Below are 17,901 nucleotides of genomic sequence, written 5' to 3' on the forward strand. Positions count from 1 at the left end.
TCCGAACTCGCTTCGCTCAAACATGCGGATTTTTTTCTCACAACGCAAATTTGCCAACACCAAGAACAGCTAAGACTCCTGCAAAGAGCAAACGCTTCCAACCACTTATGGTCGAACCCCCTTTTACCCCCCAGCATCATTTTACCTATCTATCATAGCATGTATTTTGTCCATCAGTGCTCTGGTCTCCTCCACCGTGCGCACAGCCACCATTATGGTGTCGTCCCCCGCGATGCACCCCACAATCTCAGGGAATTTCATGGCGTCAACCGCTGCAGCCACCGCCATTGCCATGCCTGATACGGTCTTTACCACAAGAATATTCTGGGCCATGTCCATGGACACAAAGCCGTCCTTGAGCACTCTGATATACTTATCTCCAAGATGACTGTCCTCCTGCTTTAAAACCACATATTTCTGCTTCCCGTTCCCGGAGGGAACCTTAGACAGCTTCAATTCTCTGATATCCCTGGAAACAGTGGCCTGTGTCACGGAAAAGCCCGCCTCCTTTAAATAGCCCGCAAGCTCCTCCTGAGTCTCAATATCGTGTTTTTCAATCAGCTCTATAATTTTTCGGTGACGAATTTTCTTCATTTGTCCGGCCCCTCCTATCCTAGTTTTCGCTCATTTTTTTATGTAACACCTCAAGAAAGCTCACCTGATTTAACTGAATAAACTCTGTTATCTTCTCGGATTTTACAATGCGGATATGATCCCCCGTGCACAGCGGTATCACATGGCTTCCGTCAAAGTTTGCCTCCACTGTCTGCATACGCCCGTCTCTTCCCTTTGGTATCTCAATCTCAATCACATCATCCGGGGACAGGATAATACTTCTCTGGTTCAAAGTATGGGGACAGATAGGCGTCAGCATAATCAGCTTTGCCCTGGGCTCTACTAAGGGCCCCCCGGCAGAGAGATTATAGCCCGTGGAGCCTGTGGGCGTGGTCACAATCATGCCGTCCGCGTTATAATTGTTCAAAAACTGGCCGTTTACATAAATGTTGAATTTTATGATCTGCAGGGAGCCGCTTCTGGATATGACAATGTCATTTAACGCCCAGCCCTCGTCCTCTCTTTTGTCCTGAAAGCAGACCTTGCCGTTTAACATCATACGGCTTTCCTGCTCATAATCCCCCCGGATAAGCCTCTCTAAGGCCTCCTCCAGATTTCCAGGCTCAATTTCCGTCATGTAGCCCAGAGTCCCCAGATTTACGCCGATAATAGGGATGAGCAGCTTTTTGGTCTCTCGGGCCGCCTGCAGCACGGTGCCGTCTCCTCCCAGCACGATCATGCAGTCCACTCCCGGCGGAATGTCCGGCGCTTCCTCACAATCCTTTTCATAACGGTTTTTATATTCCGGCTCCCGTATCAGCGCAGTAACCCTCTGGCCCTTCTGCTGAAGATAGGACCGGATGCGCTCCGTGGCCGCCAGATTTTTGTCCTTGTGTCTATTGGTGTAAATCAGAAAATGCTTCATATGGACCCCCTACAGCTGATGTGAATTTTTAACCGTTTCCTGAATGATTTTCTGCCATTCCTCCCTCTGGGACAATCCGGTCTTTGATGCCTGAATCTGCTCCAGGCACATCTGCGCCTCTTTCTCGCCAAGCTCTCTTATCTCCTCCGGGGGCTCCTTTTCCTTGCACAAAAGCAGCAGATATTCGATGTTTCCCTCCGGTCCCTTGATAGGGGAATAATCAAGCCCCCTTACAGCAAAGCCAATACTGTCCGCAAAATCCACGATTTTCTCAATAACCTCCCTGTGGACCTTCGGCTCCCTGACCACGCCGTTTTTGCCTACCTTCTCCCTGCCTGCCTCAAACTGAGGCTTGATCAGACACACCATCTGCCCTCCCGCCTTCAGCAGATTTCTGGCAGGAATCAAAATTTTGGTCAGGGAAATAAAGGACACATCCACACTGGCAAAGTCCAGCTCATCCATGATATCCTTTGGCAGAACATAACGGAAATTGGTCTGCTCCATGCAGACCACCCTTTCGTCATTGCGCAGCTTCCAGTCAAGCTGTCCATGTCCCACATCCACTGCATACACCTTTGCCGCTTCGTTCTGCAGCATACAGTCTGTGAATCCTCCCGTGGAGGCGCCGATATCCATACACACCATTCCTGTCAGGGAAAGCTGCCATTTTTCCATGGCCTTTTCCAGCTTAAGGCCTCCCCTGCTCACATATTTCTGGGCCTTTCCCCGCACCTCCAGCCGTATTTTACTCTCGTCGAAGGCGCTTCCCGCCTTGTCCTCCCTCTGTCCGTCCACATACACATTTCCGGACATAATGACAGCCTTCGCCTTTTCTCTTGAAGGTGCATATCCCTGATTGACCAGAATCACATCCAAACGTTCCTTCATGGGTTTTCTCCTGCAAGCTTTCTCTCAATTCGCTCTACAATGGTCTGTGGATCTATGCCTACTGCCTGCTTAAGCACCTCCACATTCCCATGCTCCACATAAGCGTCCGGGATACTGATATTCAGATACAAATTGTTTTTCCCATTTCGGTTCATGCAATCCAGTATCTTCTCTCCATATCCTCCACAGGCCACATTCTCCTCCAGGGAAACAATGAGTTTATGATCCCTGCAGGCCTCCATCACTGCAGGCTCATCTATGGGCTTTATAAAACGGCCGTTGATCAGGCTGGCCTGATAGCCCTTTGCCTTTAACAGCTCTCTCACCCGCTCTCCCGTCTTTACCATACTGCCCACTGCAAACAGCGCAATCCCGCTCTCTTTGTAAATCCATTCCGCCCTTCCGTATTCTATGGGCGCGCGGAATTCTTTCAGACCCGCATAAGCTGTGCCCCTGGGATAGCGTATGGCTATGGGAAGCTCAAGCTGCAGGGCAAATTTCAGCATGTCGGACAGCTCCCACTTATTTTTTGGCGCGCAGATGTGCATATTGGGGATTCCAGACAGATAGGTATAATCAAAAATACCCTGATGGGTCTCCCCATCGCTGCCTACCAGCCCCGCTCTGTCAATGGCAAAAATCACCGGCAGATTCTGAATACAAACGTCATGAAGAATCTGGTCATAAGCCCTTTGCAGAAAGGATGAATAAACCGCCACAATGGGCCTTAAGCCTCCCGCCGCAAGTCCCGCTGCAAAGGTCACCGCATGCTCCTCGGCAATTCCCACGTCAAAAAAACGCTGTGGATACATATTCCGGAACCGCTTCAGTCCCGTCCCGTCGGGCATGGCCGCGGTGATGGCCACAATTCTCTGATCCCGCTGTCCCAGCTTACACATAACAGTGGAAAACACATCCGTGTAATTGGCTTCGTTTCTGGGGTGGGAGGGAATGCCTGTCTCGATGTCAAAGGGCTCCGCCCCGTGAAATCTGGCGGGATGCCTCTCCGCCGGCGCGTATCCCTTCCCCTTCTGGGTGATAGCGTGAATCATTACGGCCCCCTTCACCCTTTTTGCCTCCTGTATCACCCGCACCAGTCCGTCGATGTCGTGCCCGTCCACCGGGCCCAGATAAGTGACACCCATATCCTCAAAAAGCATACCGGGAATTACCAGCTGCTTAAAGCTGCTCTTAGCCCGTCGCAGCCTGTTCACCATGTTGTCCCCCGTACGGGTGCCCTTTAAGGCGTTGTAGATTCCCTCCTTTAAGTCCAGATAGCTGGACGCCGTGCGGATGTTGTTCAAGTATTTTGACACACCGCCCACATTTTCAGAAATAGACATATTATTGTCATTCAAAATAATGATAAAATTCGTCTCCAGCTTGGCCGCATTGTTCAAGGCCTCATAGGCCATTCCTCCCGTCAGGGAGCCGTCGCCGATCACAGACACAATGGTGCTTTTTTCTCCCTTGATGTCCCTGGCCTTCACAAGGCCCAGACCAGCCGAGATGGAGGTGGAGCTGTGCCCCGTATCAAAGGCATCGCATATGCTTTCTTTTCTTTTGGGAAAACCGCTTATGCCATGAAACTGGCGCAAGCCGTCAAAGCCGTCCTTACGTCCGGTGAGAATTTTGTGGGTGTAGGACTGATGCCCCACATCCCAGATAATTTTATCCTCGGGAAGATTCAGCGCCAGGTGCAGGGCCATGGTAAGCTCCACCGCCCCGAGATTGGAGCCCAGATGTCCGCCTGTGACACTGATTTTTTCGATCAAAAAGTTTCTGATCTCCTGGGCCAGGGCGCTGTAGTCCTCCTTGTTTATCTTTTTGATATCGTTTACATTCTCTATCTTTTCAAGCAGCATAGCGTTCAACCTCTGTCGTTACCGTACCTTTATTTGCGGCGGTGGATCAAATACCGGATCAGCTGTTCCAGGAATTCATGATCTCCCGGCAGCTTTTCCAGAATGTCTGCCGCCTCCCCGGAAAGCTTTTCCACGTCCGCGCCGGCTCTCTCAAGCCCCCATACCGTCACATAGGTCTGCTTGTTGTTTTGTGCATCGCTTCCAGCCATCTTGCCAAGCTCTCTGCTGTCCCCGGTGACGTCCAGAATATCATCCTGTATCTGAAAGGCAATACCAATGTTCCAGGCACATTGCTCCACAGCCTGCACCTGCTTTCTTGATGCTCCCGCCAGAATGGCTCCTGTCATCATAGACGCCTGAATCAGCGCCGCCGTCTTGTTCTCATGTATAAACATAAGATGTTCCCTGCTTAAAGGTTCCTTTATCTCTTCCGCATCAATATCCGCCGTCTGGCCGCCGATCATGCCATATATGCCCGCCTTTTTCCCTATCACCTTAAGGGCTCTCAGCACTGCCAGCAGCCTGTCAGTATCCAGCGCTTCTTTCTTCTCTGTCTCCCAGTCATCCCCAATGGACTTAAGCGCCGTCTCAAAGGCATAATTGAGCAGCCCGTCTCCCGCTAAAATTCCCATGCCTTCCCCGTAGACAGCCCATGTGGTTTTGCGCCCTCTGCGGTACTTGTCATTGTCCATGGCAGGAAGATCGTCATGCACCAGGGAATAGGTATGTATCATCTCAATGGCAGCCATAAAGGGCTCAATCAGGCTGTCCTCTTTCCCCCCAAAAAGCCCATAAGTCTCCTGCATCAAAAGGGGTCTCAAACGCTTTCCCCCTGCCATCAGGCTGTAATTCATGGCCTGGGCTGCCGTTTTTGCATACCCTTCCTCTCTGGGAAGATACCTTGTAAGGATTTTCTCAATTTCCGCTGTCTTTTCCTGTAAAAGCGCTTCAAATTTTTGTTCTTCCATGTCCCTATAGCTCCTCCAGCTGTCCCTGTCCGCTCAGCTTCAAAACCTTTTTTTCCACTCCGTCAATCTGATCATTGCATTCCTTTAAGAGGGCCATTCCCCTGCTGTAAGCCTCGAAGGCTTCCTCCAAAGAAATATCCTCCCGCTCCAGCTGTGCAATGGTTTCCTGAAGCATTTCAAAGTTTTCCTCCAGTCCCGGTCTTTCCTGCTGCTTTTCCTCTTCCCTGTTCATCTGTTTTCTTCCTTTCCGGTGACCTGGGCGCAGATTACGCCGTCCCTTACATGAATCCGCAAAGCCTCCCCCGGCTCCACCTGTGAGACAGAACGGATATTGTTTCCCCTTAAATCCGCCACAAAAGAAAATCCGCTGTTTAGCTTTTCCAGAGGAGACAGCCCCTTCATTCTCTCAGTATATAAAGCCAGCTCATTCCTTTTATTCTTAAGTATCCCCTGGATTCTCTCCTGCAGACGCTCCTCAAGATTCATGCAAAGGGTTCTTTTTTCCCGAATGCGGCCAAAGGGACTTCCCATTTTCAAAAGCTTTTCCAAATGCTGCACCCGCTGTCTTTGTGCCCGCAGTCTCTGGTCCATCAATCCATTGAGCCTGTCCGCAAAACCAGAAATGGTCTGAAGAATCTCCCGGATATCCGCAACCGCAAGCTCTGCGGCGGCGGAGGGGGTGGGCGCTCTTAAGTCCGCCACGTAATCAATGATGGTGGTGTCCGTCTCATGCCCCACTGCGGAAATAATGGGGATGGAGCAGTCAAAGACAGCCTGGGCCACCTGGCGCTCGTTGAAGGCCCACAGATCCTCTATGGAGCCTCCTCCTCTGCCCACAATCATCACATCCACTCCCTGACGCTCCAGGGCCTGGATCCCCCGGACAATACTCTCCGGCGCAGCCTCTCCCTGGACAATGGCCGGGTAGAGAATGATCTGCACATAAGGGTTTCGTCTGGAGGCAATCTGGATGATATCCCGCACTGCAGCTCCCGTATCTGCAGTGACCACGCCCAGAGTTTTAATGTATTTGGGAATGGGTCTTTTATACTCCGGGGCAAACATCCCAAGCTCCATAAGCTCCCGCTTCAGGCGCTCAAACTTCTCATACAAAAGGCCGGAGCCATCCAGTATGATCTCCTTTGCGTAAAGCTGGTATTTACCATCCCGCTCATAGACGTCAACTGTCCCCCCCACAACCACCTGCTGTCCCTGTTCCAGACGAAAAGAAAGGCCCGAACGGTTCCCGGCAAACATAACACAGTTTATGGTACCCTTAGGGTCCTTTAATGTAAAATAAATATGTCCAGAGGAATGATACTTGCAGTTGCTGACCTCTCCCTTCACAAAGAGTGACTGCAGAAGATAATCCTGCGTGAACATATTTTTGATGTAGGCATTCAGTTGTCCGACGGTATAAACGCTACGAATTTTCCTCACCTGTCTTTACCAGCTTCGCCAGTATGGCGTTTACAAATCTTCCGGATGTTTCCTGACCATATTTCTTGGCAATTTCCACCGCCTCATTGATGGCCACGCCATTTGGAATATCCTCGTCAAAAAGAATCTCATAGGCTGCAATACGCAGCACCGTAAGCTCCACCTTACCTATACGCTTCGTATCCCAGCCCTCTGTCTTTTCTCCTATGATCCGGTCCAGCTCAGGCAGCTTTTCCTGAATCCTTTCATACTTTTCAGTAACATAAGAAGCGTCCTTATCAAGGACTATCGCCTCGTTATCCTCCAGAAACAGCTTCACCTGCTCCGGCATTTCCTCCCGCGCATGAAACTCTTCGCGGAATAACAGCAGAAAAACCTGTTCCCTCTGTTCGTGTCGTCCCATCTGCTTATCCTGTCCCCATCCTGCTTCTATTTTACTTTCACACCGACAATGCGGATATTCACATCACTGCAGGTAAGCCCCGTCATGTTTTCAATAGCAGCCTTCACCTTCTGCTGCACCTGCTGGCAGGTGGCGGGAATGTTGTAGCCATATTCCATGGTGACTGCCAGATCCACCGTCACATTCCCCTCTAACACGTCCACCTTTACACCCTTTGTAAGGTTCTTTACCCCCACCTTGCTCATAAGCTCGTTGGTGATATTGCCGGCCATGGCGTTCACGCCCTCCACCTCAGTGGCTGCCAGGGAGGCAATCATAGCTACCACGTCATCGGCAATCTGAACCTGTCCTATATTTTCATCAGACTTCAGCAAAACGGCATTTTTATCTATTTCTCTTTCCATACAAGCTTCCTCCTGTATCATTCTATAATGTATAAGTATACCACACTCACTGCTCATTTGTCACCCAAAATGTCAGGGACAGCTGCTTCTCATTGTGGGCATAGGCAATGGTGCCGCTTTCGCTGGACAGATAATCAAATATCTCCTGCCCTTCTATCAGCGCAGACAAAATCTCCTGAAAGCATGCACTGTCCGAGCACTTCACCGTCACATCACTCTTTCCCTGGCTGGCCGCCCGGTCAAACAAGGCTTTCATCTGCTCTCTGTCATAGGAGGTAAACAGCGCCCCCTCCCTGACATAATAGTTGGCCTCCACAGCTGTGCACTCCGGCATGGGCACCACACCTCCCAGGGTGTGGGTACGCAGAAGCTCCCTGGTGGTAACACACAGATAGTCGTAATTGATATCCGGCATATGCGCATCCTCCACGCCCTCCGGGCTCTCCAGCCGGTAGGAAGCGTCTCCCCAGGTAGCGTCCACATAATAATAGCTCCCATCCACCTTCACCAGATTCCAGGCATGTCCTTCGCCCGTATCCACCGTTCCCATCACCAGCGTGCACTCCACGCCCAGCCTGTTGAGCAGATACTGCGCGGCCTTTGCGTAGCCCTGGCACACAGACAAATGGTTTACAAATACCGAATAAATATTCTGATTGTCCACGGAATTCAGGTCATAGTCCGTATTCCTGATCAAGGTCTCATAAACATATTTCACCTTTTCATATTCAGAGGACTCCGCCGCGATTCCCGAAAGGTAAACCGCCGCCCCCGCCTCGATTGCTTCCTTCCTTGTCAGGGCAGACTGGCTGTCCATGCTATAAGTGCCGGAAAAATCAATAGCTAACAGACTGCCGCCCCTTTCATACTTCGTATAGGTATAGCCTTCCACATAAAAAAGCTCCGGATGATCTATAAGCACACACTGAAAAATCTGGTCGATGCAGGTCTCGTCCAGTCCGGCCTCAATCCCCTCCTGGGACAGACGCGCGGTTTCTTCCATGGCTCCCAGACTTTTTTCTATGTCCCGATACCACTGTTTCTGAGCATCCGTCAGACTGTCAAAGGCAAAATGAGACACGAAAGAAGCTCCCTCCCACAAAAAGGAGACAGTCTCCTCCCCGCTCTCGCCAGACGCCTGTGTCTCTCCTGGCGGCTGTGCATCCGTCTCCTCCTGCTTTGGAACGGCTGTCTGTGGATTTTCCAAAGCAGCTTCCAGGGATGCCGTTTCCCCGGCTCCCCCTTCCCAAAAAAGCTCACTCGCTGCGCAGCCTGTCCACAAAAGGACAAGCAGGAAAAGCAAAAGTACAAATCGGCCCGTCAATGCTCCCTTTTTCATGCAAAAACTCCATGTCAATCTTAGTTTCGGCTGAATTCCGACAGAATTAATCCCTTATTGCGGTCCAGGGTCATGCCCACACTCCAGGAATTGACAAACAAAAGAAGCGGATTTCCCTTCATATCCTTCACCTTCTTCATGTCGGAGGTTCCCGTCAGCTTGGAGATATCTATCTCGTCCTTGTTTTCAATCCAGCGGATATGCTCATAGGGCAGGTTTTCCAGACGAATCTCCACATTGTATTCGTTTTTCAGCCGATACTGCAGCACGTCAAACTGCAAAACGCCTACCACTCCCACAATGATCTCCTCAAATCCCGTATTAAACTCCTGGAAAATCTGGATGGCGCCCTCCTGGGCAATCTGCTCTATTCCCTTTACAAACTGCTTGCGCTTCATGGTATCCAGCTGCCGCACTCTGGCGAAATGCTCCGGCGCAAAGGTAGGGATTCCCTCATACCGGAAATTCTCCTTGGGCATACATATGGTATCCCCTATGGAGAATACTCCCGGATCAAACACGCCGATGATATCTCCGGCGTAAGCCTCGGACAGAATTTTTCGTTCGTCAGCCATGATCTGCTGGGGCTGGGAAAGCCGCATAATTTTCCCGCCCTGCACATGGCGCACCTCCATCTGGGCGTCAAATTTGCCGGAGCAGATGCGCAAAAAGGCGATCCTGTCCCGGTGGGCCTTGTTCATATTGGCCTGAATCTTAAATACAAAGGCGCTGAAATCATGCTCCGCCGGGTCGATCAGCCCAATATCCGCCTTTCTGGGCAAGGGAGTAGTGGTCATTTTCAGAAAATGCTGCAAAAAGATTTCCACACCAAAATTGGTTAAGGCCGAGCCAAAGCACACCGGGGTCAGGTCCCCGCTTCTGACCTGCTCCAAATCAAAGGGAGCGCTGGCGCCGTCCAAAAGCTCAATCTCCTCCAAAAGCTTGTCCGCCGCCTCATCTCCGATCATCTGTCGCAGCTTTTCCTCATTTTCCACGGGAATCTCCGTGGCCGTGCCTTCCTTCGTCCCCTTTTCCGTATCCGAATAGGAAATCACACACTTTTTCTCCCTGTCGTACACGCCCTTGAATGCCTTCCCGGAACCGATAGGCCAGTTTACCGGGCAGGTGGCAATGCCCAGCTCCTTTTCAATGTCGTCCAAGAGCTCGAAGGTATCATTTGCATCTCTGTCCATCTTATTGATAAAGGTAAAAATGGGTATCTTTCTCATGACACAGACCTTAAACAGCTTTCTTGTCTGAGCCTCCACGCCCTTGGAGGCATCGATCACCATAACCGCAGAGTCCGCCGCCATCAAAGTCCGGTAGGTATCCTCCGAGAAATCCTGGTGTCCCGGCGTATCCAGAATATTAATGCAGTAGCCGTCGTATTCAAACTGCAGCACCGAAGAGGTGACAGAAATTCCCCTCTCCTTTTCAATCTGCATCCAGTCCGACACCGCATGTCTTGCAGTGGCCTTTCCCTTCACGCTTCCAGCCAGGTTGATGGCTCCGCCGTAAAGGAGAAATTTCTCCGTAAGAGTAGTTTTGCCCGCATCCGGATGGGAAATAATGGCAAAGGTGCGGCGGCGGTTAATTTCTTCTGTATAATCACTCACTTTCGTGTCCTCCATGTAACTCATTCTGCAGCATGCCCGTTCCGGCAAACTGCGGCGCAATCGAAAAATATTGTAACACAGTTGCCCCTATATCTGCAAAGGTTTTCCGTGTCCCCAGATTCCCCGGCTTCACTCCCTTTCCATACATCAGAAAAGGCGTGTACTCCCTGGTATGGTCTGTAGTCTTTGTATAAGCAGGATCGCAGCCATGATCTGCCGTCAGCATCAGAATATCCTCTTCCCTCATTTTTCCCAAAATTTCAGGCAGCCTTTGGTCAAAATAGGAAAGAGCTTTTGCATAGCCGTCCACATCTCTTCTGTGTCCGTACAGCATATCATAATCCACCAGATTCACAAAGCATAAGCCCTCAAAATCCTCCTCCAGGCATTCCAGCGTACGGGTAATTCCCTCCTCATTTCCCCCTGTGAAGATGGATCTGGTAATGCCCTTTCCCGCAAAAATATCCTGTATCTTTCCCACAGCAATCACCTCTTTATTGCTGTCCTTGAGCTGATCCAGCATGGTAACCGAGGGCGGCAGGATAGAAAAATCATGCCGCCCCCCTGTTCTCGTAAAAGGACCGCCCTCCGGCCCTGTAAAGGGACGGGCAATCACTCTTCCCACGCCATGCTCTCCCGTAAGAATCCTTCTTGCAATGCGGCAGTACTCATACAGCTGTTCTACAGGGACAACCTGCTCGTGGGCCGCAATCTGGAACACACTGTCCGCAGAGGTATAAACGATCAAATCTCCCGTCCTCATATGCTCGTCCCCGTACCTCTGTATGACCTCCGTGCCGGAATAGGGCAGGTTACACAGCACCCCTCTGCCCGTTTCCTTTTTAAAGGGGGCAAGCACCTCCTCAGGAAAGCCCTTCGGATACACAGGCAGCGGCTTAGGAGAATAGATTCCCGCAATCTCCCAGTGTCCTATGGTGGTATCCTTTCCCTTGGAGGCCTCCGTCATCCGCGCATAGGCCCCCTTAGAAACGCCGCCTCTTTCTCCCACTGTCACACCGTCAATATGAAAAAGTCCCAGTTCTCCCATGTTAGGCATATGAAAATACGGGCTTTTGGATACGCTTCTTAGGGTATTCACATCCACGTCCCCATAAGAAGGCGCATCCTCCATGGCCCCGATCCCAAAGCTGTCCAATACAATCAAAAAAACTCTCTTCATGTAATTTTGTCCTTTCGTCTCTCTTCCCCCGGGCCCTGACAGGGCCCTTTTCGCTCAGTATAACACAACTTTATGTATTTTACACGCTTTTTACTGGACAACCGTGCTGATCACAATATTTTCCGCGGCAATATCTGTTTTTCTCTTTACGATATCCTCAATCTGCGCTCTCTGGGCGTCAGTGAGCTCTGCGGCGTTTACCACCACATCTACGGCGTCGCCATTGATACTCACCACCACGTCGGTAAAGCCCTTGGCCTCCAGCAGAATCTCTGCCGCCGCCTCTTTCTCGGCCACCTCTGTCATCTCCACCATACTATTTACAGCATCCTGCTTCTGCTCATCGCTTAAGGCAGTGCTGTTGATAATCTCCAATAACGTCTCCTTGTTTTTTGCTCTGGTCTGTTCCTTTAAAAGCTTCGCCTCCGAAAGGACGGTAACTCCGGCTCCTGAGGTAAACACTGCCTCCCCCGGTACCTCCCCCTCCTCAGGAGCAGCCTCGGCCACCTCCATATCCGTATCCAGGTAGTCCTCGGCGATCACATCCGACTCGGAATCCAGACTTTCTATTTCCGTTACCTCTGAGGACAGAATATCCTCCTCTGACAAGTCAAGCAGTCCATCTGTCAAGGCTGCCTCCTCCACTCCCTCCGCCGTGTAGTTTTCGGTGATCACTCCCGTGGAATCTACGGCGCTTGCGTCGCCGGCATCCGCAGCCTGATCCTCCACGGTCAGATATTCCTCTTCAAGATTGGTTCCCGCAAACTGTAAATACCCTGCAATCGCTATCATGATGGCAAGTGCGGTGATCATAAGCTGATTCTTCTTAATTAAGTTTTTCACGGTACTCTCCCTTTTCTCAACTTTACTACTTTATTGTATGACCTGTCATAAGGATATATGCTACCTGTCGCTTTCCATTTTCACCACCTTCACCTTATGGGCCTCAATGTCAAATAATGCCTGTACGATCTCCGTAACGCTTTTGTCTATGGTTCCGGTCCCGGCCCCCTGGGCCACCACAACCACTCCTTCCACCTCGGGCAGAAGGGTTTTCACCACATAAGGCTCGCTGTCACCGTCCTGGGTTTTGTACACAGTGCTCTCTGAGCTTTCCATCTGGTTTAAAATACGGCTCCCCCCCTGGGAGTCCTCCTCATTGGTGCTGGAGCGGCTCACAGGAGTATCCTTTTCCACTACCAGCTCCTCGGAGGATTTTAATGTGATCATCACCTTCACCTTTCCCACACCGGAAACGCCGGAAAGAGTCTCTTCAAGCCTTTTTTCCAGATATGCGCAATAGTCCTCTCTGGTGTTTTGGGCTTCCTCCAGAGATTCCTGCCCCAATGAAGCCTCATTCTCTGCCCTTTCCTCCTGGGTCAGGGGATTCTCTCCACCACTTTGGGTCTGACTGTTAGAAAGCCCGCTCTCCTCCCCGTCTTTGGTGGGCAGGGCAATGATAAACAGCAAAACCCCCGAAAGAATCAATATGATAAGATTATCTCTCTGAAACCACTTATGGATTCCCTTTTTCTCCATCCATTGTTTCCATGTCTCTTTCCTGTCCTTGCGCATCCTTCATTCATCCTCCCCGCCCGACTGTATGCGTATCTCCTCCACCGGCTCCACATAAATGGAGGCCGGGGGTTCCACAGCCTCTGTGGATTCTGCGGATTCCCTCGAATGCTCCTGTCCCCCTTCCGGTTCTTTTTGCATCTCTCCCGCCTGATCATTTGCCTGCTGCTCCTCTATGCTTTTTCTCACCTCCTCCAGGGTCATCTGCTCCAAAAGCCTTTGGGACTGATCAGCCTGGTCTAAAGCCTCATCCATGCTCTTTTGCAGATCTGTTTCAAACTCCTGCACACTCATCAGAAACGCCTCCGAACCGTCCCCAAACAAAAGTCTGCTCACCGGCAGGAAAATCTGGATCAAAAGCAGCACGCCCACCAAAAGCTTCAAATACTTTTCATAAGAGGCATTGGGCCTGAAATGTACAATACTCTGGGCGCAAATCATAAAAATGCCCATCTGGCAGATTGCCTTAAAAAACTCCGACTGCATATTAAAATCCCCTGTTGGTGGCCGTTGCCACAATGGATAAGGTAACCAGAAACAGCAAAAGGGCTGTGCCCGTAGTCCGGAACAGCAGCATACCTGCATCCCCCGTTCTATTGGCGCAGGCCGTGATCCGTTTATCGCTCACAAGCCCCATAAAGGCCGCCGCACCTTTCAGCAGACAGGCTATGCAGAAGATTTTTAAAAGGGGAGCCGCGCACAAAAGAAGCAGCAGAATAAGCAGCGCAATACCAATGGTGTTTTTGATGACCACCGCCGAGCCCGCCACAAGCTCCACTACTCCATCCGCCGCGTTTCCTATACCGGGAATGGCAGAGATCACCTTTTGCAGTGTGGAGGCCTTCACCGAATCAATCACTGGCGTGATCACCGCCTGAAAGACACTGACGCCTGTCACCACTCCCAGGGCTGCCTTTAGCACCCAGCCGATTCCCTTTTCCAAAAGCTCAATGAGAAGGTTCAGCTTTTCCTCCATCCAGATTCCATTGATCACAGACAGCATGGCATGACTGTACACAAAGGGGATTACAGCCCCCGTCAGAATATTTTCCACTCCGTATATGATCAGCAAAAGCAGCTGATAATACGCCCCCACTGTGGTACTTCCCGTAGACACTCCCACGGCGATCAGATAGGTGGGCACCAAAAGCTTGATAAACAATACGATATTTTCAATGGTTTCCACCGCAGTCTGTGCTGCCTGGGAAAAGCATTTCAAAAGAATGGCAGAAAAAAGCAGATACATAAAATAGAAAGCCATATCCGCAATCTGATGCCTGTCAAACACCTCCACAAAATGAGCCATCAGGGCCGACACAATCCCCAGCACCAAAAGCCAGACAAAAATATTCTTCATGCCTGTAAGCTGTCCTGCGATACCGGCAATGCTTCCTTGCAGCAGCTTAGAAAGTGCTCCCAGAATATCCCCCGTCATAATCTCACTCATCAAATCCGAGAGGGAAATGGAGCTTTCGGGAAAAAGCGTACGCATTCCCTCCTGCAGTTTGTCCAGGCCGTAATCCTCCCATATGCTTTCCAGCTCAATCATGCTTCTCCTCATTTCTGCGCTGCCTTCTGCCCATCCTGATTTTGTGGCGTCAGCGCAGCCACAAACCTGCCCGCAGGTCAGCTATCCTGCAAAGCTCTGAATCTGTTCAATCACTGCAAAAAGAATGGGAAGTCCTGCGAACATAACGGACAGCTTCCCCAAAATCTCTATTTGATCTGCAATGGCCCCATAGCCTGCGTCCTTGCAGATGCCGGAGCTGAATTCACAGATATAGGTAATGCCCACCACCTTAAGCAGGATAGCCAGATAGCTCTGGGCCCCGCCCAGATATTTCTGAATCAGCCCAAGCTGGTTCACCACAGCCTCCACCTGGCGCAGCACATAAGAAAAGATTAAAATCCCTATGGCAAATCCGATGTAAATGCCGTATTCCGGCTTCTGCCCTTTAAACTGCACTGCCAAAAGGACTCCTGCCACTCCCAAAAATCCAACCTTGATAATTTCCTCCATCCCATTCCCCTTTCTGCCTATAGGGAAAACAGCGACTGTATCGTCTGAAACAGATCATAGATATATGGCACAATCCATGTCAGCACCAGAATCAAACCGGCCAGGCTGACCAAAAAGGCATGCTCCTCCCTCCCGCTGTGCTTTAATACCTGACTCAATATAGTGACCAGTATGCCTACCGCCGCAATTTTAAAAATCAGACTTACTCCCATAATTCCTCGCATTCCGCCCATGCACAGCTTTTTCTATAACAAGACGATTACCAAAAGCAGGCCGCTCATGGCCCCAAGTCCCACCGCCAGCCTGCATTTCTCCTCATTTTCCCTCTCCACCCGCTCTATGGCCCCCGCAAGCAGCTCTCTGCTCATTTCCATAGTCCTAAGCTGCATGCCTTCGTCGGCATAGCTGCTTTTAGAGATAAATCGCAGAAAATTCTCCCCATCCTCCTTTTTTACGGGCAAAGCCGCAAGACATTCTTCCATATGTCTACAAAACACCTCCGAAAATCCCGCTCCAGTGTTTTCCTGCATTTCCTCAAAAACATCCCGGAAAGCCTGGGCATAGGGCTCCCCAAGCCGGGCGGCCAAATGCAGACAGCACTCCGGAAGGGTTGACTTTCCATATCGGATTTCACTCATAAAAAGCTCCAGAATTCCTTCCAGTTCCCGCAGTGTCTGCAGACGGCTGATAAACTGCTGGCGGTACCAAAGTCCCAAGCCCAGGCTGCCGGAAATAATCATAACCGCCCCAAAAATCCGAAGCATAGGCTTCCTCCCTTCCGTAAACTCGTTTAATCACACAACGCCCCTTTTCCTTTCCCAAAACGGGAAAGCAGTCGAAAAGCCGATCCTCAAATATTCTTTGCAAGCCTTGTTTTTTTTGAATATCCCACAGGTCCTCCCCGTGTACTGTGGCCAGTATCCTGCTGCCGCAGGAGGCTGCCAGGTGCAATGCCTCCATATCCTCTCTGCCGCCCAGCTCGTCTACCGCAATCACTCTGGGAGACATGGAACGCAGAAGCAGCATCATTCCCAGTGCTTTGGGACAGGCGTCCAGCACATCCGTACGACAGCCCACATCATTTTGCGGGCTGCCCAGATAAGAGCCCGCAATTTCGCTGCGCTCGTCCACTACGCCCACACACATTCCCCCGGCGCAGGCATTCCCATCCGATATCTGCCGGATCAAATCCCGAAGCAGCGTCGTCTTGCCGCAGCCCGGGGGAGAGATAATCAGAACATTTTTGAGGCGGCCTTTTTCGTATACCAAGGGAAGAAGCTCATCTGCAGCCCCCTTGATTTCGTGGGAAACTCTGATATTCATATACGAGACATGCTTTATGGTTTTTACACTGCCGTCTCCCGAAAGTACCACCTGTCCCGCAATTCCCACTCTGTGTCCGCCATTTACTGTGATAAAGCCTTGTCTCAGCTCATCCTCAAAGGCATACAGGGAGTCGTGGCAGATATGCTGTAAAAGCATCTGAAGCTCCTTTGCTGTCACAAGACTGCCCTGTGCCTGCTTGTCCGTAAAACGGCCCTCCTGATCCAGATACCATTCCCGGCCTTCCATCATAATCAAGATCGGCCTTCCGGCTCTTAAGCGGATTTCCTGAATCCTTTTTTCCTCCGCTGCCGCCTGCTGCCAAAAGCTTCTTTTCTCCAGCGGAAACATCTGCAGCAATGTTCCGGTCATCTGCTCCTCCTTCCCAGCTCACAGCTTTTCCCTTTTCACAATATATGAAGCCCTGTCCAAGATATTCCTTCTTTTTGGACAGATTCTGGTTTTAGGATTCGGATTTGTTTTCATAATACGCCACATAAAAAAGCCTGCGCTGCCAAAGGCGTAACAATGATACCCGGGTAAATGGCTGACTGCGATATATAGCACTGTTCTGCCGCCTCGGTAAAACGATTGCAGTAGACACAGCCATAAAATATATGTATCAAAAAAAGAACATAAAAAATATCTTTAACCTATAGACAAAAAATGGAGAAGGTGCTATCCTTATTTTAGATAAACAGTAATCATTACTATTTTTGTTTTTAGAAAACGGAGGTATTATTATGAGCACAAACACTGCACAGGTAAATAATCTTGTTAATCTTCTGGACGGCTACGCACAAAAGGGCGGACACCACCTGAACGTAAATGTTTTAAACAGGGATACTCTTTTGGACGCGCAAAAGCACCCTGAGAATTATCCTCAGCTGACAATCCGTGTCAGCGGCTACGCTGTAAACTTTATCAAGCTGACTCCCGAGCAGCAGGCGGATGTTATCAGCAGAACCTTCCACGAATCAGTATAATACTATCCCCTTTCATAAATTACCTGAAAATAAGTAATTGCGAAACTTGCTGACAAAGTCACGAACCTGGTCATAATAACCAAAAACGGGTTCCAAAGCAGTGGCTAGTCACCCTTATTTTGGTTATTACGCCCAGTTTCTGATACCAGAAAGCAAGTTTCGCAAACGCCTAATTACTTAATTAATCGAGTAGGAGGCTAATCATTAGTTGATTAGCCGACCTCTCACACCACCGTGCATACGGTTCCGTACACGGCGGTTCCTTAGTTTTCATAGACTATCAGATAATAGTCGAGCATGGATGGATATCCTAGCTTGGCTATTATTTTATTTGAATGTTATCCCGCATTTTATCTACATTCAGATCATGTTATATTCAGTGGAATTAAAAGCGGCATGACATAAATTATT

General features: G+C 50.2%; 21 protein-coding genes. 1 reads left to right on the forward strand and 20 read right to left on the reverse strand.

Translation table 11 applies throughout. The features are described 5' to 3' along the window. Positions 1–141 precede the first annotated feature (141 nt). The 20 genes from argR to spoIIIAA all read right to left on the reverse strand — a co-directional run bounded on the left by argR (position 142) and on the right by spoIIIAA (position 16,876). On the reverse strand, positions 142–594 hold the full coding sequence (gene argR / locus SHK35_RS07440; protein WP_318709271.1) for an arginine repressor: 453 nt from the start codon (positions 592–594) through the stop codon (positions 142–144). Positions 595–613: 19 nt separating this feature from the next. After that, positions 614–1,480, reverse strand: coding sequence for an NAD(+)/NADH kinase (locus SHK35_RS07445; RefSeq protein WP_318709273.1), 867 nt, complete (start codon positions 1,478–1,480; stop codon positions 614–616). Between the two features lie 9 nt (positions 1,481–1,489). Next, positions 1,490–2,371, reverse strand: coding sequence for a TlyA family RNA methyltransferase (locus SHK35_RS07450; RefSeq protein ID WP_318709274.1), 882 nt, complete (start codon positions 2,369–2,371; stop codon positions 1,490–1,492). Next, positions 2,368–4,236 (reverse strand): 1-deoxy-D-xylulose-5-phosphate synthase, encoded by a 1,869-nt coding sequence (dxs, locus tag SHK35_RS07455; protein WP_318704454.1) that lies wholly within the window; start codon positions 4,234–4,236, stop codon positions 2,368–2,370. Before dxs ends, SHK35_RS07450 begins: the two co-directional genes overlap by 4 nt. Positions 4,237–4,265: 29 nt before the next feature. Further along, complete coding sequence (locus tag SHK35_RS07460) at positions 4,266–5,204, reverse strand: polyprenyl synthetase family protein (RefSeq protein WP_318709276.1); 939 nt, start codon at positions 5,202–5,204, stop codon at positions 4,266–4,268. A 4-nt stretch (positions 5,205–5,208) separates the two neighbouring features. Further along, on the reverse strand, positions 5,209–5,436 hold the full coding sequence (xseB, locus tag SHK35_RS07465; RefSeq protein WP_318709278.1) for an exodeoxyribonuclease VII small subunit: 228 nt from the start codon (positions 5,434–5,436) through the stop codon (positions 5,209–5,211). Continuing rightward, positions 5,433–6,635, reverse strand: a complete 1,203-nt coding sequence (gene xseA / locus SHK35_RS07470; protein WP_318709295.1) for an exodeoxyribonuclease VII large subunit — start codon at positions 6,633–6,635, stop codon at positions 5,433–5,435. Before xseA ends, xseB begins: the two co-directional genes overlap by 4 nt. Further along, positions 6,628–7,047, reverse strand: coding sequence for a transcription antitermination factor NusB (gene nusB, locus SHK35_RS07475; RefSeq protein ID WP_318709280.1), 420 nt, complete (start codon positions 7,045–7,047; stop codon positions 6,628–6,630). Before nusB ends, xseA begins: the two co-directional genes overlap by 8 nt. Positions 7,048–7,073: 26 nt before the next feature. Further along, complete coding sequence (locus SHK35_RS07480) at positions 7,074–7,451, reverse strand: Asp23/Gls24 family envelope stress response protein (protein WP_318709281.1); 378 nt, start codon at positions 7,449–7,451, stop codon at positions 7,074–7,076. A gap of 46 nt (positions 7,452–7,497) precedes the next feature. Continuing rightward, a complete protein-coding gene (locus SHK35_RS07485; RefSeq protein WP_318709282.1) occupies positions 7,498–8,790 on the reverse strand; it encodes a transglutaminase domain-containing protein in 1,293 nt (430 codons plus the stop codon). A 20-nt stretch (positions 8,791–8,810) separates the two neighbouring features. After that, positions 8,811–10,406: a peptide chain release factor 3 gene (locus SHK35_RS07490; RefSeq protein ID WP_318709284.1), complete on the reverse strand. Its 1,596-nt coding sequence runs from the start codon at positions 10,404–10,406 to the stop codon at positions 8,811–8,813. Beyond that, the gene (locus tag SHK35_RS07495; RefSeq protein ID WP_318709286.1) at positions 10,399–11,586 is read right to left on the reverse strand and encodes a phosphopentomutase; all 1,188 of its coding nucleotides are present in this window, start codon (positions 11,584–11,586) and stop codon (positions 10,399–10,401) included. Before SHK35_RS07495 ends, SHK35_RS07490 begins: the two co-directional genes overlap by 8 nt. A gap of 90 nt (positions 11,587–11,676) precedes the next feature. After that, positions 11,677–12,429 (reverse strand): SpoIIIAH-like family protein, encoded by a 753-nt coding sequence (locus SHK35_RS07500; protein WP_318704446.1) that lies wholly within the window; start codon positions 12,427–12,429, stop codon positions 11,677–11,679. 60 nt (positions 12,430–12,489) lie between these two features. Then, positions 12,490–13,161: a stage III sporulation protein AG gene (locus SHK35_RS07505; RefSeq protein ID WP_318709287.1), complete on the reverse strand. Its 672-nt coding sequence runs from the start codon at positions 13,159–13,161 to the stop codon at positions 12,490–12,492. A 3-nt stretch (positions 13,162–13,164) separates the two neighbouring features. Next, positions 13,165–13,647: a stage III sporulation protein AF gene (locus SHK35_RS07510; protein WP_318709289.1), complete on the reverse strand. Its 483-nt coding sequence runs from the start codon at positions 13,645–13,647 to the stop codon at positions 13,165–13,167. 1 nt (position 13,648) lies between these two features. Beyond that, the gene (locus SHK35_RS07515) at positions 13,649–14,710 is read right to left on the reverse strand and encodes a stage III sporulation protein AE (protein ID WP_318709290.1); all 1,062 of its coding nucleotides are present in this window, start codon (positions 14,708–14,710) and stop codon (positions 13,649–13,651) included. An 81-nt stretch (positions 14,711–14,791) separates the two neighbouring features. Beyond that, the gene (locus SHK35_RS07520; RefSeq protein ID WP_318704442.1) at positions 14,792–15,181 is read right to left on the reverse strand and encodes a SpoIIIAC/SpoIIIAD family protein; all 390 of its coding nucleotides are present in this window, start codon (positions 15,179–15,181) and stop codon (positions 14,792–14,794) included. A 17-nt stretch (positions 15,182–15,198) separates the two neighbouring features. Continuing rightward, positions 15,199–15,393, reverse strand: coding sequence for a stage III sporulation protein AC (spoIIIAC, locus tag SHK35_RS07525; protein WP_318704505.1), 195 nt, complete (start codon positions 15,391–15,393; stop codon positions 15,199–15,201). 33 nt (positions 15,394–15,426) lie between these two features. Further along, positions 15,427–15,921 carry a stage III sporulation protein AB gene (locus SHK35_RS07530; RefSeq protein ID WP_318704504.1) on the reverse strand — a complete coding sequence of 165 codons (495 nt, stop codon included), beginning with the start codon at positions 15,919–15,921 and terminating at the stop codon, positions 15,427–15,429. Beyond that, entirely contained in the window at positions 15,812–16,876 is a 1,065-nt protein-coding gene (gene spoIIIAA / locus SHK35_RS07535) for a stage III sporulation protein AA (RefSeq protein WP_318709292.1), read from the reverse strand. The genes SHK35_RS07530 and spoIIIAA overlap by 110 nt, the downstream gene beginning before the upstream one ends. 371 nt (positions 16,877–17,247) lie before the next feature. Here spoIIIAA and grcA3 point away from each other — a divergent pair, with 371 nt between their 5' ends. After that, positions 17,248–17,490, forward strand: coding sequence for an autonomous glycyl radical cofactor GrcA3 (gene grcA3, locus SHK35_RS07540; RefSeq protein ID WP_318704440.1), 243 nt, complete (start codon positions 17,248–17,250; stop codon positions 17,488–17,490). The last annotated feature ends 411 nt before the right edge of the window (positions 17,491–17,901 follow it).

It is taken from the genome of Candidatus Acetatifactor stercoripullorum, assembly GCF_944382095.1.
Lineage (GTDB): Bacteria > Bacillota > Clostridia > Lachnospirales > Lachnospiraceae > Acetatifactor > Acetatifactor stercoripullorum.

What these genes read in the sequence shown, in the direction of transcription:
- argR (WP_318709271.1), bottom strand. Translation starts at nt 594, where the DNA reads ATGAAGAAAATTCGTCACCGAAAAATTATAGAGCTGATTGAAAAACAC.
- SHK35_RS07445 (WP_318709273.1), bottom strand. Translation starts at nt 1,480, where the DNA reads ATGAAGCATTTTCTGATTTACACCAATAGACACAAGGACAAAAATCTG.
- SHK35_RS07450 (WP_318709274.1), bottom strand. Translation starts at nt 2,371, where the DNA reads ATGAAGGAACGTTTGGATGTGATTCTGGTCAATCAGGGATATGCACCT.
- dxs (WP_318704454.1), bottom strand. Translation starts at nt 4,236, where the DNA reads ATGCTGCTTGAAAAGATAGAGAATGTAAACGATATCAAAAAGATAAAC.
- SHK35_RS07460 (WP_318709276.1), bottom strand. Translation starts at nt 5,204, where the DNA reads ATGGAAGAACAAAAATTTGAAGCGCTTTTACAGGAAAAGACAGCGGAA.
- xseB (WP_318709278.1), bottom strand. Translation starts at nt 5,436, where the DNA reads ATGAACAGGGAAGAGGAAAAGCAGCAGGAAAGACCGGGACTGGAGGAA.
- nusB (WP_318709280.1), bottom strand. Translation starts at nt 7,047, where the DNA reads ATGGGACGACACGAACAGAGGGAACAGGTTTTTCTGCTGTTATTCCGC.
- SHK35_RS07480 (WP_318709281.1), bottom strand. Translation starts at nt 7,451, where the DNA reads ATGGAAAGAGAAATAGATAAAAATGCCGTTTTGCTGAAGTCTGATGAA.
- SHK35_RS07485 (WP_318709282.1), bottom strand. Translation starts at nt 8,790, where the DNA reads ATGAAAAAGGGAGCATTGACGGGCCGATTTGTACTTTTGCTTTTCCTG.
- SHK35_RS07495 (WP_318709286.1), bottom strand. Translation starts at nt 11,586, where the DNA reads ATGAAGAGAGTTTTTTTGATTGTATTGGACAGCTTTGGGATCGGGGCC.
- SHK35_RS07505 (WP_318709287.1), bottom strand. Translation starts at nt 13,161, where the DNA reads ATGCGCAAGGACAGGAAAGAGACATGGAAACAATGGATGGAGAAAAAG.
- SHK35_RS07510 (WP_318709289.1), bottom strand. Translation starts at nt 13,647, where the DNA reads ATGCAGTCGGAGTTTTTTAAGGCAATCTGCCAGATGGGCATTTTTATG.
- SHK35_RS07515 (WP_318709290.1), bottom strand. Translation starts at nt 14,710, where the DNA reads ATGATTGAGCTGGAAAGCATATGGGAGGATTACGGCCTGGACAAACTG.
- SHK35_RS07520 (WP_318704442.1), bottom strand. Translation starts at nt 15,181, where the DNA reads ATGGAGGAAATTATCAAGGTTGGATTTTTGGGAGTGGCAGGAGTCCTT.
- spoIIIAC (WP_318704505.1), bottom strand. Translation starts at nt 15,393, where the DNA reads ATGGGAGTAAGTCTGATTTTTAAAATTGCGGCGGTAGGCATACTGGTC.
- SHK35_RS07530 (WP_318704504.1), bottom strand. Translation starts at nt 15,921, where the DNA reads ATGATTATTTCCGGCAGCCTGGGCTTGGGACTTTGGTACCGCCAGCAG.
- spoIIIAA (WP_318709292.1), bottom strand. Translation starts at nt 16,876, where the DNA reads ATGACCGGAACATTGCTGCAGATGTTTCCGCTGGAGAAAAGAAGCTTT.
- grcA3 (WP_318704440.1), top strand. Translation starts at nt 17,248, where the DNA reads ATGAGCACAAACACTGCACAGGTAAATAATCTTGTTAATCTTCTGGAC.